The organism is Paenibacillus sp. OK076, assembly GCF_900110055.1.
Classification (GTDB): domain Bacteria; phylum Bacillota; class Bacilli; order Paenibacillales; family Paenibacillaceae; genus Paenibacillus.
In genome coordinates this window covers 1,837,508-1,855,009 of record NZ_FOCH01000001.1, presented here as the reverse complement: position 1 = coordinate 1,855,009, position 17,502 = coordinate 1,837,508, and the positions used below count along the sequence as shown (strand labels likewise).

At 45.4% G+C, this 17,502-nt stretch carries 15 protein-coding genes; 3 read left to right on the top strand and 12 right to left on the bottom strand.

All coding sequences use genetic code 11. The features are described from left to right. Positions 1–184: 184 nt before the first annotated feature. Positions 185–676: a translation initiation factor IF-3 gene (gene infC / locus BMY78_RS08545; protein WP_090896718.1), complete on the bottom strand. Its 492-nt coding sequence runs from the start codon at positions 674–676 to the stop codon at positions 185–187. Between the two features lie 125 nt (positions 677–801). Next, complete coding sequence (locus tag BMY78_RS08540; RefSeq protein ID WP_090896715.1) at positions 802–1,734, bottom strand: manganese-dependent inorganic pyrophosphatase; 933 nt, start codon at positions 1,732–1,734, stop codon at positions 802–804. A 978-nt stretch (positions 1,735–2,712) separates the two neighbouring features. Here BMY78_RS08540 and BMY78_RS08535 point away from each other — a divergent pair. Continuing rightward, a complete protein-coding gene (locus tag BMY78_RS08535; protein ID WP_256222010.1) occupies positions 2,713–3,015 on the top strand; it encodes a helix-turn-helix domain-containing protein in 303 nt (100 codons plus the stop codon). Here BMY78_RS08535 and BMY78_RS08530 read toward each other — a convergent pair. From BMY78_RS08530 to BMY78_RS08510, 5 genes are all read right to left on the bottom strand, one after another. Further along, positions 3,012–3,743, bottom strand: a complete 732-nt coding sequence (locus BMY78_RS08530; RefSeq protein WP_256222203.1) for a metallophosphoesterase family protein — start codon at positions 3,741–3,743, stop codon at positions 3,012–3,014. The two genes, BMY78_RS08535 and BMY78_RS08530, sit on opposite strands and share 4 nt — an antisense overlap. A 113-nt stretch (positions 3,744–3,856) precedes the next feature. Further along, a complete protein-coding gene (locus BMY78_RS08525; RefSeq protein WP_090896707.1) occupies positions 3,857–4,864 on the bottom strand; it encodes an LLM class flavin-dependent oxidoreductase in 1,008 nt (335 codons plus the stop codon). Between the two features lie 193 nt (positions 4,865–5,057). Further along, complete coding sequence (locus BMY78_RS08520) at positions 5,058–7,007, bottom strand: LTA synthase family protein (RefSeq protein WP_090896704.1); 1,950 nt, start codon at positions 7,005–7,007, stop codon at positions 5,058–5,060. 149 nt (positions 7,008–7,156) lie between these two features. Further along, complete coding sequence (locus tag BMY78_RS33690) at positions 7,157–8,242, bottom strand: HAD-IIIA family hydrolase (RefSeq protein WP_177185682.1); 1,086 nt, start codon at positions 8,240–8,242, stop codon at positions 7,157–7,159. Between the two features lie 226 nt (positions 8,243–8,468). Further along, complete coding sequence (locus tag BMY78_RS08510) at positions 8,469–10,739, bottom strand: putative PEP-binding protein (RefSeq protein WP_256222009.1); 2,271 nt, start codon at positions 10,737–10,739, stop codon at positions 8,469–8,471. A gap of 252 nt (positions 10,740–10,991) precedes the next feature. On the opposite strand from BMY78_RS08510, the gene BMY78_RS08505 reads away from it, so the two are divergent. Next, positions 10,992–11,369, top strand: a complete 378-nt coding sequence (locus tag BMY78_RS08505) for a VOC family protein (RefSeq protein ID WP_053779906.1) — start codon at positions 10,992–10,994, stop codon at positions 11,367–11,369. A 254-nt stretch (positions 11,370–11,623) separates the two neighbouring features. Then, positions 11,624–12,292 carry an SOS response-associated peptidase gene (locus BMY78_RS08500; RefSeq protein WP_090896700.1) on the top strand — a complete coding sequence of 223 codons (669 nt, stop codon included), beginning with the start codon at positions 11,624–11,626 and terminating at the stop codon, positions 12,290–12,292. Between the two features lie 210 nt (positions 12,293–12,502). On the opposite strand, the gene BMY78_RS08495 is transcribed toward BMY78_RS08500, so the two are convergent. From BMY78_RS08495 to BMY78_RS08475, 5 genes are all read right to left on the bottom strand, one after another. Beyond that, on the bottom strand, positions 12,503–14,047 hold the full coding sequence (locus tag BMY78_RS08495; RefSeq protein ID WP_256222008.1) for an AraC family transcriptional regulator: 1,545 nt from the start codon (positions 14,045–14,047) through the stop codon (positions 12,503–12,505). Positions 14,048–14,259: 212 nt separating this feature from the next. Further along, positions 14,260–15,261: an ABC transporter substrate-binding protein gene (locus BMY78_RS08490; protein WP_090896697.1), complete on the bottom strand. Its 1,002-nt coding sequence runs from the start codon at positions 15,259–15,261 to the stop codon at positions 14,260–14,262. 180 nt (positions 15,262–15,441) lie between these two features. Continuing rightward, positions 15,442–15,813, bottom strand: a complete 372-nt coding sequence (locus tag BMY78_RS08485; RefSeq protein ID WP_090896693.1) for a hypothetical protein — start codon at positions 15,811–15,813, stop codon at positions 15,442–15,444. Continuing rightward, positions 15,806–16,498 (bottom strand): 3'-5' exonuclease, encoded by a 693-nt coding sequence (locus BMY78_RS08480; RefSeq protein WP_177185681.1) that lies wholly within the window; start codon positions 16,496–16,498, stop codon positions 15,806–15,808. The genes BMY78_RS08485 and BMY78_RS08480 overlap by 8 nt, the downstream gene beginning before the upstream one ends. A gap of 20 nt (positions 16,499–16,518) precedes the next feature. After that, positions 16,519–17,472 (bottom strand): class I SAM-dependent methyltransferase, encoded by a 954-nt coding sequence (locus BMY78_RS08475; protein WP_090896687.1) that lies wholly within the window; start codon positions 17,470–17,472, stop codon positions 16,519–16,521. Positions 17,473–17,502: the final 30 nt, after the last annotated feature.

The following is a 17,502-nucleotide window of genomic DNA, read 5'->3' as shown; positions in this document are numbered from 1 at the left end:
GCTTGAGGCGTGATTGTTATTAGGCATGCAGAACAGCTATATCCATATTTCATGTTGAAACCCCCGTAGAGCAGCAGGTTACTGTTGCTTCACGGGGGTTTTTGGAGCAGTGGGGACAGCCAGGGCAATAAAGACCGGATAGTCCCCTCGTTCAATGTTATTCAGCTGATCTCGATCAGCGTTTTTATCCAATGGGGTCCAACTGTACTACGACCTGTTTGCCGCTTACCTGGATACCCGTCGTTTTGCTGCCATACTCAGCCAGAGATTTGCACAGCTGTTCTGCCCATTCCTTGCCTGCTGTTCCTTCCTTGGCTCCATGCACCTGGATGACGAGCTTCACCGAGTCCCCCTTCGTCAGGATGCGCTCTGCCTGAGATTGCTTGGTCTCCCGATCGTGGTCTTCCATCTGCAGGTTCAGTCGGATCTCCTTCACTTTACGTTTATCCGGCGATTTCGCAGCTTTCTTCTTCTCTTGCTGCTTTTCCTGTCTCGCTGCTCCAGCGCCCATCAGTTTGCATGGCGGCGGGCTGGTCATAAGAGACATACAGATCAGATCCACCTTATGCTGCTTCGCAAGTGCAAGTGCGTCACGAGTAGACATGATGCCCAGATCCTCACCGTTCAGGCCGGTCAGCTGAACTTCAGTCGCTTTAATCTTTTCATTTTTGATCATGGTACATCCTCCTCTACAACAAAAGCCTGTCCTGACCTATGACAGATCAAGAGCAGGCTTGGATGTTGTAACTGAATATTCATTCTATATCTGGACGTAACGGTTATACGTCGGTTTTGTGCATCTTACAATGAGTTGAACGCTTCGGTCAGAACTGGAACAATTTGCGATTTGCGAGATACTACGCCTTTGAGCAGTGCTCTGCTATCCGACAATGTTACATTGTACGCTTTTTCTACAGCTTTGGTGGAAGCACCATACGCCAATGCAACGGAATCGTTGTTCAAGATGTCGGTTACGACAAATACGAACAGGTCAAGACCTTTGCTGGAAATAATCGCTTCAATCGCTGCTTCAAGCTCAGGTTGCTTCACAAGCACATCATTCACGTCAACCGCGTTCACTTGTGCAATCTCCACTTTTGCTTGGCCCATGGCGAATTCTTTCGCATCCAGGGAGATCAGTTCAGCAATCGTTTTCTGGCTAAGATCCGCGCCCGCTTTCAGCATATCCAGACCATAGCTGTCTGCATCCACACCAGCAATGGCAGCCAGTTCACGTGCAGCTGCTACATCCTGCTCTGTGCATGTTGGGGATTTGAACAACAGGGAGTCGGAAATAATCGCGGAGAGCATCAGACCAGCAATCGGCGCGCTGATTTCCACGCCGTTTTCTTTGTACAATTTATTCAAAATGGTTGCTGTACAACCTACAGGTTCTGCACGGAAATACAAAGGCTGGCTTGTCTCAAAGTTCGCGATCCGGTGATGGTCGATAACTTCGACAACCGTCACTTCCTCAATATCGCTGACACTTTGCTGACGCTCGTTGTGGTCAACCAGGATGACCTTGTTCACTTCGTTGGCTGCTGTTTTGATCAGTCGTGGTGCTGCCACTTTGAATTGATCCAGTGCAAATTGAGTTTCGCCGTTTACTTCGCCGAGACGAACAGCTTCAACGTCCTGACCCAGTTTTGTTTTCAAGTCTGCATAGGCAATGGCCGAGCAGATCGTATCCGTATCGGGATTTTTGTGACCGAAGATTAATGCTTTTTCCATATTAATAGCCCTCCGTCAATTCTGATTTAGATGAATAAAATGTAATATTTCAATCATACCCTTACTGATTATAGCGTTAATAAGGCTTAATTCCAATCCCTTTACAGCGAATTAATTACAAAATCATTCTCAGAGAGTACAATATGATTTGGCACTGATCCAGATTAAAGATAGCTACAACTGCTGCATTTCAATCAGATTCGATATGATTTTTATGATTAGAAATAGGATAAAGGCGAGCGATCCGCTTCTTTAGAAGCGATTTCGTCCCCTCACTACGTTAGTATTTTCTTGGAAAATAGTTCTGGAGTCGTTCCCTCTCACCTGGGGTTGGAGTAGATGTCGAGGAGCTAAGGAATCTGTGACGTGTTATTCAAAGCTTTGAAGGTACCTGTTAAAGGCTACGGAACCTGAGACACGCTATATGAGAATTTATATCCTTTTTTAGCGTTTTAATCAGGAATTTTAGGAAATAACGTGTCTGGTGTTCCTTACGATTGAAAAACAAGGCTTTTGATCCAAATAAGATGTCCGATGTTCCTTAGAAAAAGAGCATGCTCAAGCCTCGTGTACCCTTGCCCGAATGCTCCGGCTTATGCATTGACACCCGTTCAGACTGGTGAACACATTCCGGTGCACATCTTCTTATTTTAAAGGCAGGAAAAAGTGCCCCCTCCTTAACACGCTTTTGGGCTAGAGAAGCCAGCTACAATGGCGGCATGAAACGAATGAGGAAGCACGCGTTTGCGCAAACGAATTACATGATACAAATCCAATACATAGACTTCTAAATCTTCCGCAGACGATGGCGTTAATCCAGGGGAAAAAGGCTCTCCAAGAAGCTCCTCTTTGGATAGAATGGTGGCATCGATGATATTTTGGCTTGCCTACGTTTGAAGATACGCCCTCCTTAAGTCCAAACTGGCTTGTTCTTAACCATATGTATTACAGCCTGCTGGTCTTTTTTGTGTCATCTCCATGCATCGCTCGTCTCCGTTATACACTAATAAAGTAGTTTCTCAACTAATCTTCCGGAGGATCACTTTGGATTTCGATAAAGTCACACTACACTGCAAACTCGATGAGATCTTGAAAAAGCACAACAACATGTCTGTCCTCAAATTGTCAGAAGAAATTGGACATCATAGAACAACCATTATGGAGCTGTTGCACAATACGAATATGGATAAGAAAAAGATTTCTGCATCCCTCATTGTGAAATTCTGTGTATACTTCGATATCACACCTAATGATTTATTTGAAATTCGCCGCGTGGATTAAACCTCGGGACCCTGACGGGTCTCACCTCTTCTCACAAAAAGGGTCTGTAGACTTCCATCTTCGCTGATCTCCAGCAAATTCAATTGAGCACCATAAGCACATCCGCCATCAATGCCAATCTTGTCCCCAGTGGGATCAAACCAGACACCTGACTCATTATGCAAATTTTTGACTGGCGTGTGACCGAATACCACCGTCTCCTTAAGCGAGGTTGGTCTGGAATAGAATGGCTCCCGAATCCAGATGAAGTCCCGCTCTGACTGGGTCCGCCAATCCTGCACCTCCGGATTAATCCCGGCATGTACAAAGATATAACCAGGAATTTCGTATACAAGGGGAAGCTGTTCCAAAAAACGAAGATGATGCTCATAGTGTGTACGGAGCCACTGTTTGGCTTCAGTATAAACATCCCAGTCCAACTGCTCATCATCCAAAGAAACCTCGACATAGCTGGCCAGCGTCTGTAAACCTCCATTGCGAATCCAGTGTTTGTCATAGTCCTCGACATCATGGTTCAGCGCCTTGACCATCATCGCATCATGATTTCCTTTAATCACAATAATGTTGTACTGCTCTTGCATCTGCATAATCTGTTCCACGACCTCTTTGCTCTTCGGTCCGCGGTCGACATAATCACCTAACAAAATCAGCTCGTCCTGCTTCGGATCGTATGCTGCCTGCTCAAGCAGAGCATTGAATTCGTCGTAACAGCCATGAATATCACTAATGACACATCTGCGAATGTGAATCTCTCCTCTCCCTGATCACGCAAGAGTATATCCGGAACCTTGCTAGGCAAGGCTCCAGCCATTTCAAAATACTAATTCCCGTTCAGTACCGATTAATCCTGCTTTAAATCAAAGGCTTCCGCGATCAGGCTGAATGAACGCAAACGATCCTCGAATGAGTGAATCGCTGAAGCAATAATAACTTCATCCGCTTCATAGCGTTCAGCCATTGCTGTAATTTTGTCTTTTACCTGATCCGGTGTACCTACAATGGAAAAAGAACGGCGTTGACGGATCTGTTCCATCTCCATGGCCGTAAATGGATAGTTATTCACCGTTTCCAGGGATGGGAATGAGTTCTGCTCCAGACCCCGGCCAAGCCGCAGGAAGAATAACTCATTGCTGCGAGCAAGATCAGCGGCCGCTTCTTCGGTCTCTGCACAGAATGCCGACACCGCAATCATGGAATGTGGTTTGTCATTCAGGATAGAAGGCTTGAAATGTCTGCGATAATGCTTCATCGCTTCCTCCCCACCCGGCGTTCCGAAAAATTGGGCAAATGCATAAGCGGTACCTTGTGCCGCAGCAATTCGCGCACCTTCGGAACTGGAGCCGAGCAACCATACTTCGGGAACAGTTGGTACGGATGGGCCAGCTACTAAGGATGCAAAACGATGATCCTCCGGTAGCTGCTCATGAAAGTATCCACCAAGATCGGCAATCTGCTGCGGGAAGAATTGCACATTCGATGACTTTCCTTCATTCAGAGCCCTGCTGGCAATCGGCATGCCTCCCGGTGCTCTGCCAATGCCAAGATCGATTCGGCCAGGGTGCAGCGCTTCCAGCAAACGGAAGTTCTCTGCAACTTTATATGCACTATAATGGGGCAGCATAACGCCGCCTGAACCTACGCGAATTCGATCTGTATGTGCTGCAACGTGTGCAATCATAACTTCCGGACTGGAAAATGACAATGCACCGCTGCCGTGATGCTCCGACATCCAGAAGCGGGAGAAGCCCAGTTCATCTACATGTTTGGCAAGAGTTACTGTCTCCTGAAGGGTATCCTGTACCGTCCGTCCTTCATTAATATGTCCATGTTCAAGTACACTAAGTTTCATCTATATTCATTCCTTTCGTCATCCTGCGTTAGTGGCTGCACTTTCCATTGTAACATTATTAATTACAGTTTCAAAGGAGTTCTGCTTCTCATTACACGTTCATTACACGTAAAGATGTATGATGAATAAACAAATAACGCCACCAGCTCGTGAGCCAGTGACGTTATAGTATTTCATAGATATAAAAATTCAATTACGGTGCACGTTTGGGCAGCAGCTTTACATACTCGTCAGACAGCTTCATCAAACTTAGCACGTGCTCATAATCGGAACGATAGGGTTCCAAATCTGTGACGGGTTCATATGTTTTTAACGAGTAGGCTGTTCCATCATCAAAGCCCGCACCCGGAATAAACATAATGTCATTATTCACAAATGAACCTGTCGGCAAGTAATACCGGATACCGAACGCATTATGATCCATATTAAGCAGATCGTGTCCAAAGGCTGTGAATTTCTCTTCCTTCAGTGAGACACCCATCAGGTTCATCACCGTTGGCAAAATATCCAACTGACCGCCAGGCTGTTCTATGACTTGACCTTTCGCCTGTTTCGGGGTGTGGATCAAGAGCGGGATTTTGAAACGACTAACATTACCGTCATAGGGCACGCCCAGATTGGTTTGGATCTGCTGAGTAATCTCATCGTTTGCCGGCAGACCGAAATGATCGCCATATATAACGAGTGTTGTGTTATCCCATAACCCGTTTGCCTTGAGTTCATTGATCAGCTGACCTACCGCATAATCCGTATAATTGATCGCTTGCAGATAATCATGCAGCAACGTATTGGTGATTGTGGCCGGGATGGTAATTCTCGCCCGGTCCGCAGGAACCGTAAACGGCGAGTGGCTGGATGCTGTAATGAACTGGGCATAGAACGGCTGATTAGCCGCCTGATGTGCAGCCATTTTTTCCACACCTACACGATATAATTCCTCATCCGATGGTCCAAAATCATTAAACTTATCATTCTCGAAGCTGGGCTTGTCGAAGTACCGATTGAATCCAAGCGCCGGATACATTTTGTTCCGGTTCCAGAAGGTGACGTCATTGACGTGGAACGTTTCTGACTCATAGCCTTCTTTCCCAAGCAATTTTGGAAGACTTGGCAGATCACGGTCACTATACCCTGCTGACATGGGCACAACGCCGGTTGGATAGATGGATGTGTTCGACATGAACTCGGCATCCGACGTATTTCCCTGTCCGATCTGTTGGAAAAAATGAGAGAAATAATAGCTTTCTTTAGCCAGATCATTCAGAACGGGGGTTAATTCCTGACCGTCGAGAGAAGCATTAATCGGGAAGTTTTGAAATGACTCCAGTTGCAGGACAATCAGATTGCTTCCTTTGGCCTGACCAAAATATTTGGTTTTAATAGCCGTTCCCTGACTGGGCTTATCCTGATATGGATATTTGCTAACCAGTTGATTAATTTTGTCGATGGTTTCGTTAATGTTACCATTTGCAATGGCTTCATTCTCTTTGCTCGTCAGAATTGCCGATGACACCTGATAATTCAGGAAACCAAGATTTTCGGCACGAACCAGTTCATTATCAATCGTTTCCCCTTTGACAATAAAGCTGCCTGACAGCACGATGCAAAATGCAGCCGTAAGGGCTACCCCCAACTTGCCCCAATACCGTCTCCGGCTTCTGCCGAAATGGAGGCTACTGTCGCCATAACTGCTGTTACGAGCTGAGGCACGACGACTGCGCAAGATAAACCATACGGGCAGAGCCAGTACGATATCCACAAAAAACAGGAAGTGCACAGGTCGTACCAGAGGTCCGATACTGCCTCTCACTTGGGCGACTTGGCCCAGTTCGCTGAGTGCCGTATATGTGGGAACCGAACTGAAATGTACGTTATAGAGTGTCGCCGCGAACAATACCAGCGAGAACAACACATTAAAACCTGCGTACACTGAACGCTTCCAGCCTTTTGGCACGATCAGATCGAGGATGCATACCACTGTCAGGGCCCCCAATGCGTCAGTAACGAAACCGATGCCGGACAGACCCTGGAAAAAGAAATACCGCAAAAGCGACAGCTTCAGCAGCATAAGAATAAATAACACGGCAAATAAGGTCCGTGATGAGGTCCGTGATGAGGTCCGCTCATTTTTGGAATTAAACATGGTCGCTTTCAACCCTTATCTGAAATTTTTACGTTCATTTTACAAAACGCATATTTCAGTATAACAGTTTTGGGCTTGGTATTCCATGAGGGGATGCAGCAGACAAGAAAAAGTTCTCCCAAACTCCGTGTAAGGGAAATCTCTCTTTTCTACAGAGTTAAGCTGCTCTTGTTAAGGTCCTCATAAAGCTTACCCATAATAAATTCATCCACATATGTACCATTTACCAATAAAGACTTAGGCTTGATTCCTTCCTGTTTAAAACCAACCTTATGATATAAAGCTATCGCATTAAAATTATGGCTCATAACAGTCAGCTCAAGGCGAGTAATGTCCGCAGTAGGCCTCCATTCTTCCATTGTTGACATTAGATTTTTGCCAATCCCTTGGCCCGTATGGGCCTGTCTTACTCCAATGACGATACTCGCCCGATGTCGGATGCGTTCTGTTGTGCCCCCAATGACCGTAAGATGGCCGATGATCTTGCCCTGATGCTCCGCAATCCAGATTGAACTATTTAAAAAAGCATTCAACTGATCTATAAAACGAGCCTGCCCACTTAGCGTGGTCTTACGCTCTCCCGGATTATAGAGCATATAGGTACTTTCGCGATCCAGTGCTCGATGCAATTCCAGCAGGCGAGGCGCATCTTCTGCACATGCTTGGCGAATAATAACATCCTCGGTCGGCTTCTCCCTAATTTGCAAAATCCACTGCACCGCAGCGTTGAAATCAGTAGCCAAAAAGTCCGCTTCCAGCGCTTCCCATCGGGTACGGTTCTCTTCTAGCGACTCTACCCCTGCTCCGGTCAACACCAATATGCATAAACAGCCAGCTGCACGCGCAGCAGTCATGTCAGACCACCGATCTCCAATAACAATACACTGTTCAAGATTCAGATCATGTTCTAGCGCTGCCTGTTTTAGCATCGATGGTCGTGGTTTACGGCATTCACATTCAGCCTCGGCAGGGTGAGGACAGACATAAGTGTGCTCAATGCCAAAAAGCCTCATCTCCTGCTGAAAAGCTTCGATCGTTGACTTACCTTTTGAAATGCCCGGTTGATTCGTGAATCCAAACAATCGGATACCCTGTCCAGATAGTTTCCGGATGGATTCTTCAACTCCATGATATAGCTCCAGTTCACCAGGATATCGTATTTCATCTGTACCTCCAATCGTGCCATCCCGGTCGATAAAGATGGCCTGAATAGGAGGCTTATCATAAGTAGTCATATTGGATGTCTCTCCTTGTGCTCATTGTGGACGAAATAAATTCCATTGTTTATCTCAAATTAAAAAGAGGCAATGAATCGGCTTAGTGATAGTCATACGTTGACAGCAGATAAGTGAACACCATAAACAAGTTATGTCCACAAAAGCTTTTGCCTTTTTATTATTTCCGTATTATACCATCTGCCGATCCATTTACCTCTTTAATCGTTTACCCGAAGCAAAGCATTTACGCAATCGTCGATATATCGCCGTCCTGCCTGTTTTTGTTTGGGTCCTGCTTCTGGGCAAGGAGTGACGCCTGTGCGGCAGCAATACGAGCAAGCGGTACCTGTTCTGGCAGACAGCTTACATAATCCAGACCAATACGGTGGCAAAAAGCAATAGAAGCCAGATCGGTTGCATTCTCGCCACAGATGCCTGCTTTTAGATGAGGTTTTCGAATTCGGCCCTGTACGAGAGCCATCTCCACCAGCTGCCCCACTCCGTCGATATCCAGTACCTGAAATGGATTGCTGAGCAATGAGCGTTGTGGATCAATAAAATGAAGGAATGGCTTCTCCGTATGGTGACGGCTGTAACCGAACGTCATCTGTGTCAGCTCATCGGTGCCAAACGAGAAGAAGTCCGCATGACGGGCAATAGGAGCTGCGGTCAATGCCGCTCGAGGAACTTCAATCCGTGCGCCCACTCTGTAAAGACAGTGACGCTTCTCCTCTCCAAGCACCTGGTCCGCTACATGATCCACCAGCTCTCTCATGACCTGAAGTTCATTGGCATGACCCACCAAAGGAATCATAATCTCAGGCCTCACCCACAGTCCTTGGCGGATACCCTTCACCGCTGCACGAAAAATGGCTTCCAGCTGCATATCGTAAATTTCCGGGAAGACGGTTCCCAGTCGACAGTCCCGTTGTCCTAGCAACGGATATTGTTCATGCAATTCCAGCACCCTGCGGATGACACGCTCAAGCTCTTGCACTTCGGTGTTGTTTTCCTCTAATTTGCGGAGAGCCAACTGCTCACGTCGTTCGTTTAACCTTTCAATATCCGGCAGCAGCTCATGCAGCGGCGGATCAAGCAATCGAATGGTTACCGGATAACCATCCATCGCTTCAAAGAGTTGTTCAAAATCAGCCTGCTGCATCGGCAGCAGACGTTCCAGTCCGCGTTTGCGCTCAGCTTCACTATCTGCCAAAATCATTTTCTGTACAAAAGGAAATCTCGAAGCAGACAACAACAGTTGTTCTGTCCGACACAATCCAATGCCCTCAGCCCCTAACGCGCGGGCTATCACGGCGTCCTTGGGATGATCCACATTCGAAAGTATTGTAAGCCCCTTCATTTCATCTGCCCATTCAAGTAGAATCTGCAGCTCTGGTGATAAAGTTGGAGATAATTTCAGCAATTCCTTCACATGCCAAGGCTGGATACGTAATATGGCATCCTCTTTGGTGATTACCCCTTCATCCACGAGATCTACAGTACTCCTCAGCGTCGCCTGTGATGTTAACCTCGCTTCACTGATTTCCACTAGATACAGGGTCCCAGTATCCACAACAAATTGGACTTCCTGTACCTCTCTCGTGTGAGACTCCAAATAACCGCAAGCGTCCTGCAAAAGACCATACAGTTCAGACTCTTCACTCCGCAGTTGATCCAGTCCTTCATTCGAAGGCCGAGAAGCAGCAATTGAAACGTAATCCCCTGTCATACCTCGTTCCCCTGTACCTGGATGACGAGAATATACCGTTCCGAACCCGCTGCGGTCACCACGCTCGCCATTGACCATCACCTGTATAAGAACAGCTGCTCCTTGAGTTTCATCGGAGAAAAGAGAAGGATTACGAAGAAGTTCTTGTTGGGAGTTGGACCGTATAACATGCTGTGAATCAGAAACTGCACGCATCACTTCTTTTAGCTGTAACTGAACATCTTGAGGGAAAGGATGACGTCCTTTCTCTTCTATTAAGCGTTTATATTCCGCGATGGCGAATGCTAACTTCGCTTCATCGAGTATAGAGATGTCTCCCCATTTTTCTTCAAATAGGGCATACGGAATGTCGTGCACCAGTTGACCATATTCCTGCAATAAAATTCGATAACAATTAAGGGCATACGGACGATCATTCGTTTGCCTTGCGAAACCCTCCACGGTCACATCATTCAGTCCTACATGAAGCAAAGCATGGGATGCTGTACCACGGGGACACGTTTCACTTGACCGGACGGCAAGCAGCAGCGGTGCTGAGGAATCACCGAAGATTTTGCCAGAATGCTTCTCAAGATGCTGAATTGCGCTGCCAATCTCTTGGGCTCCTTCAGCTGAAAGATGTGCAAGACGGGTACAGAACGTGCGACAGCCTTCCTTTGTTACAATGAATCCGGCCGGAACGGGCCAACCTGCCTGGAGCAACGCCGCAAGTCCAGCCCCTTTACTACCCATCAGCCCTTTCATCTCTGCCGTACCTTCTTCCAATAGAACTACCCGTTTTGTCATTACAGCGCTCCCATCTGCCATTACATGGCTGTGCTTAAAAGGCAATTCAGTCACTCGAATTGTCCTTTATCTAATGGTATGTGGCAATACGGCAGTCAAGGACATTTGCTTCCTCTTTTTGTGCTTGAATTGAAGTTGTATGTTGGGCGCTCGTATATGGTAATATAAAGCTTGACTCAATCTAAAAAAGCTACATTCAAACGCATACCTGCTTCAACGATGATCAACTACGTATATAAGGAGTGTAAATCAATGTTTACTCAAGTCGGGCAAATTATGTTGTATGTAAATGATCAGGATAAGGCTCTTCAATTTTGGACGGAAAAAGCAGGTTTCCATATCGTTAACGAAGTTAATGGGAATGGCATGCGTTGGATCGAGATTGCTCCTGTGAAAGATGCTCAAACTACCATTATCCTGCACGACAAAGAATTCGTGGCCAAAATGTCCCCAGAATTAAACCTTGGCACACCATCTCTTATGCTTTTCACAGATAACCTGGATCAACTTTACACTCACTTATCCAATAAACAAGTTACGGTTGGCGAGATTGTAACGATGCCTGGCGGAAGAGTATTCAACTTTGCAGATGACGAAAACAATTACTTTGCTGTTATGGAGAAAAATTAAATCTCCTGGATCACCTGAGTAATACCACATCAAAAAGCCCGTTCAGTAGTGAACAGGCTTTTTTTCTATATATTTTGCTCATATGCAAACCTGCCTGCATACGTTGCTGTTTTCCTATGTTGTTGTGCATAAACTCCACGTGATTTATTGCATATTTAATTTTAATTGGTTATGCAACTCCACATATTACCCGTTTCTAACGTTAAAGATTTGAGTTAAATTACATACTATAGCGTTTTAAAGGAGGCTTCGATATGTGCGGAAGATTCACGATTACAGATCCAATCGAAGAAATTATGGACAGGTACTATGCTTCTATTGCTGAAGGATATGAGTACAAACCTAATTACAACGCTGCACCTATGCAATTCATCCCGACAATTATCGGTAGCAAAGACGGTAATCGATTGGGGGCGCTCCGATGGGGTTTAGTTCCTAATTGGGCCAAGGATGAAAAAATAGGAAATAAAATGATTAACGCCCGTGCAGAGACCCTCACAGAGAAACCTGCCTTTAAGCGCCTGATCAGTTCCAAGCGTTGTATTATCCCATGCTCGGGATTTTATGAATGGAAAAAGGATGGATCCGTAAAGCAACCCATGCGGATTTTAATGAAAGATGACTCCATCTTCTCGCTTGCTGGCCTATACGATACTTGGATTGATCCAGAAGGTAACAAGCTTTCAACTTGCACTATCATTACTACGGAACCTAACAGTCTTATGGCGGACATCCACGATCGTATGCCAGTCATTCTCCGGCCGCAAGATGAAGCGGATTGGCTAAACAAGGAATCGGACAAGGAAAGCGTTCTGAGGCTTCTCAGCCCGCATGAGGCCGATGAAATGATAGCTTACAAGGTGGATTCTGCAGTAGGTAATGTGCGAAATAATAACGAGGAATTGATCAGAGAGGTCAGTTAAGAATAAAAAGGAGCAGCGAGGTTATCCCCTCTGCTCCTTTATGTAATGAATTAATAGAGATATATCATTAAGCTCTAATGATTCCATATTCTCAGCCATGTCAACGATTGTATCCGATTATTCAAGTATAATTCAATTGTGAGATTTAGCAGAGAATGTGATTTTCCTCGTGATTTTTTAAATTAATTTAGTCCTCCCGTGTTGCCTAATTCATCCCAAATACTGCAGTATATCGTCGATTTTCTTTCCGTGGGAGATGACACCATAATTCATCCAGGTCATAAAATCCACCTCATATACGTGACCGCTTTTCACTGCAGGCAGCCGTTTCCACTCATCTCTTTCCAGGAGCTTCCGCTCCTCTCCGGGATAGGCAGAATCCATATTGTCAAATGTAATAAAGAGATGATCTGCCTCAAGCTGACATAGCTGCTCAAGCCCAATACCAACTCTTCTACTTTGACTCGCCCATTGCTGAACACGAACATGCGGGGTTAATCCGAGATCCTGATACAGCACAGGCCCTACGTAACCGTACTGATCCCCATAGAGTGTGATTTCCGATGCAGAAATACGCAAAAAAGCGACGGTTTGGCCACGCATATGACGTGTCAATTGTTCCTTGGCCTCAACGGCTTTATCCTCATAGGCACCTATTACATCCTGAACTCGATTCACCTTCCCTAATACATCTGCTGTCGATTTCAAAATGGAACGCCAGTCCTCACCCTCGTGCTCCATATAAAATGTCGGGGCTACTTGCTCAAAGCGATCCAGATTCCAGCGTTTATACCCGTCGTTCAACATAATAAATTCAGGCACATTCGTTTCATTAAAACCTGCATCCATCCGAGTAACATCAAATTCAGGAACATCTTCCAACCCTAAATATTGCTGTCTTCCCCAAGAACGATGGGAAGTTTGCAGTATCGGTTTTATTCCAAGGGCAAGAACAAAGTCCTCCAGATACGGTGCAAACACACGCACCTCTTGACGGTGATGTCGCCGATACAATCCTGGTGAAACACCTGTATATTGCTTGAATCGGCGACCAAAATAATATTCGTTATTAAATCCCACATTCTGTGCAATATCATGCAAGCGATCATCGGTCATCTGTAACAGCAGTTTGGAATGCTCCAATCGTACAGCATTTACATAATCAAGCGGAAGCTTGCCTGTGATCTCCTTGAATTGTCGGGTATAACTGGATCTGGTAAGCCGGATCTCTGCTGCCAGATCGTCAACCGTTATGGGCTGATCATAGTGTTCCCGAATATAACGAATCGAGCTTTGAAGCCGGGCACGGTCATCCGGCGATTCAATCTCGGGATCATTTTGCCGAAGCAGCACTCGGAACCACTCCTGGAAACGAAGTTGTATCTCCCATTGGTCCAACCAATCATGAGCAGTCAGCCCACGCGATATCTGTTCTAACGATTTCAGACAGGAACTCCATGGACTATAATTCAGCTCAATAAGAGGCAACCGATCTGGATCTGAAATCAAGACTGGAAGCCCTTTTTGCACCGTTTCGTCTCTTATATTCAACCTACTGGCCTTGTCTTCTTTTACTTCAGCTACCATCAGTTCAAGTCTGTAATATTGCAACTCACTGGAGCCTTCAATCACAATGGTACGTCCAGCTGGAACAAACATAATCATCCCTTTTTCCAGACGAGTGTCCATATTGTCCAAAGTGTCTATAGAGCCATGCCCATCCGTCACTACGAAAAGAGTGTGTGATGATGTCATGTTATATGTCTGCCTGTTGGTGTTATCGACTTGGCTATAATCCGTGTATTTCATATGTTGAAGCAAGCATAACCAGGGCTTAGGAATTAGTTGTACAATCGTGGGACACATATTCATCTTCCTTAATTGAGAATTGTTATCATTTACAATAGTGTAAACGAAAAAAGAAAGCTCTTCAACCCTGAGGGAAGAACTTTCTTATGGAAAAGGGCTTATGGCGTCATTTTTTGCAAGAGATCATCAATCTTCATTGTGTTTGCGGTAATCGCACCTGATTGCCAATACGATCTTTCCATCATGTACACATGGTTGTTTTTGACTGCCGGAAGAGATTTCCACAACTTGCTATCGAGCACCTTCAAAGCTTCCTTGTTCTCTGGAGATGACCACTCTCCATTGGATGGAAATACAATAATATGATCCGCATCAAGCTCTGGAAAAGCCTCTTCGGACAGAATTTCCTGATATTCTTCCATGTTGGCGACCAGTGGATGAGGTGTTAGACCAAGCTCCGAATAAAGAAATCCCGTAAATCGATTTTTCACACCGAACAATGCCAATGTATTGTTGCTGATATTCAATCGGACAACCGCTACGGTTTCATCCCCAACGGCTTCCTGAAGTTTCGCCTTAGCATCTGCAATCTTAGCCTCAAATGTCGCAACAACTTCTTTACCCTTGTCCGGTTTACCGACAACATCTGCAATAGTCGTCAAGATTTGATTGGAATCCTGCAAAATATCTTCAGGCAGACGATACGTCGGTGCCACCTTTGAATACATCTCATATTTCTCCATGTCCGCTCCGCCATCCACAATGATGAGATCCGGATCATACTCCAACAAAGCCTCAATGCTACCTGTAGTATCGAATTGAGGCACATCCAGATCCAGATATTCCTGCACACCCCACATCGGATTATACCACTGTACTACAGGTGTGATATCGAGAGCCTTGAGATAATCTTCCACATAGATACCAGCAATCCGCTGCGGATGCACCGGAATCGTCACATCACCAAATTCATCCTGAACGACACGTGTCTCTGCTTCTTTTTCTGTTGTTTCAGATGTACTGCCATCCGATACCGTGGACTCAGATGCAGGAGCCTCTTCTGCTTTTGACTCAGAATTTGCACTACAGCCCGATATAACTACAACCATGAGTAGCAGTATGATCGTCCGCCCTTTGAAGCCTTTACTGAACCTTACCATGATACCCTTCACCCCTATGTAATCTGTTGTTGTATCGGTGAGAATATGTTCCATGAATAATGATTATCATTCTCACTCAATGCTTAGATGAATTGTACCTTATGCTGTGCAAAACTCACAATACACATTCGAAGCTATTTTTTTATACAAACGAAAAGAATATACAACCGTCACCCCCGCTTAACGCAGGGGCAATGTACCTTGTTGATAACGTTCAAGTAAATGTATAACAAATAAATCCTTCATTTCGTCCTGTAATAGAGCAGCACCAATCAACCCAATATCATCACTGACATATCCCGCCAGTTCAGGATCGCCCGCAAGAGCAATCGTTCGTTTGAAAGCCAGTTCCCTGCATGCACGAAGCACCTCTTCTTCCACGACGTCAGACTGAGCAAACCGTTCAAATGCCTGCATCCACTCATCGGCAAATTCGGAAGCATCCCGTTGATCCAGATAGGCTTCCACATCCAGTCCTTCGAATGTCTGCTGACTAAGAATCCGCCCTTCATTCATATCAGCCAGCAATTTATCCGCATCCACTCTACTCATCTGGCTTCCCTCCTCCGATCGGTGCTGTTAAATACATCTCGGGAATCACAAAACGCTTCATCTCACGTTCCCTATCCGCAGTAAAATGTTCCAATGCAAGATCCTGATATTCGTTCAGGACATGTTCAAATATACGAGCAATCACACCACAATCGGCCAAGGCATTGTGCCTGTGAATTCCGTCTGTATTCAGGTCATAATACTGGATCAGGAAATCGGTAGAGATGACCTCGGAGATTTCAGGATGAATATATGTAAACATCGCTTTTGTATCCAACACCGGATTGGTAAACATCGGTAGCCCATTCATATCACAATGTCGTTTCAAAATGGGTAAATCATACTCATACCCCGCTTGCGTGACTAATACCTTATCCCCGATGAATGCCAGGAAAGCGTGGTATGCTTCTGCGAACGAAGGAGCCTGGATCATATCCTCATTTGAAATGCCCGTTAACTTCGCGACCGCTTCTGGAATCGGTTTAGACGCAAGTACAAGTGAAGTAAACGATGAATCTAATGATTCTCCTTTTTTGTAATACATCGCACCAAATTGAGTCACACTCTCCTCAGCCGGATCGATCCCTGTGCCCTCTAGATCAAATATGCAGTACGTTCGATCGTGCAATTCAGGGACTTTCAGCTCTTCAACAGTGTACGTATTAGGCATAAACGTAATTTTCATTCGACTCTCCCCTTTTTCATCTAATCCAGCCGCGTAATTCGCGTCATTTGCTGTGTTGGTGTGATCCAGGTTCGACATACAAAGTACTGGGGAAGTTGATCTACGAATGACTCTATGAAAGGAACACTCGGCGCATAGAAGAAGGAACCTCCTGGTTTTAGCGCTCTTAACAGCTCCATATATTTCTGAGCGTATGCTTCTGGTTCGCCATCTGCCTTGAGATGATGATGTGTAAAATGGTTGGAAAATGCCAAATGGGATATTATTGTCCCCCACTGTTCTTGTTCAAATGAAGATTCTATCCAGCCCATACGTCGCAAAAACGGCCGATCTTCCGATTCCTCCACCTGTCTGTCCATCCCATAAGCTTCTATCTTTTTTCTACGTAAAAAATGGACCAAATTGGCTTGCGGACCGCAGCCAAGATCAAGCACCGGTGGATGCAGGCGCTTTATATCCAAGCCGAGCCAGGATACCTGCAGAGCTGCCGAATACTCCTCGCAAGGCACCCAGAACAGATGTGGATCCATCGTATATTTTTTAAACAATTCCTCGCCGTTGGTCTGTATTAGAAATGTTCTTAACTGTTGATAATGCTTCTGGAAAAATTGCTGCACTACCTCTTCCCCTGCCTCCTCGTTCTGCAAAAGAGACCAGATCCGCATAAATTGATCCTTATAAAATTCTGCCAATTGCAACTTGTCTTTGCTCGTAAACTGCATAAACTGATTCACCTGGATAAACTGGCGAATTCCTCGCTCTGCTAGTTTAATTGTAAAATGATTCAATAAACGATCTTTAAAAATATGTTCTAATGCTTTTGACACTTGAGCGCGATATTCCAATAGCCAGCACAACGTTCGCGGAGATGGCCCTAATGCAGACTTGCCCCGATTATAAAATAAACTTTTATTGTCATTAAAACGGATTTGTTGCTCCATAAAGGACTCTACCAACTTGAGGTTCAGTATCATCGCCTCCTAGCGTCGTTAGAACGTGTTACC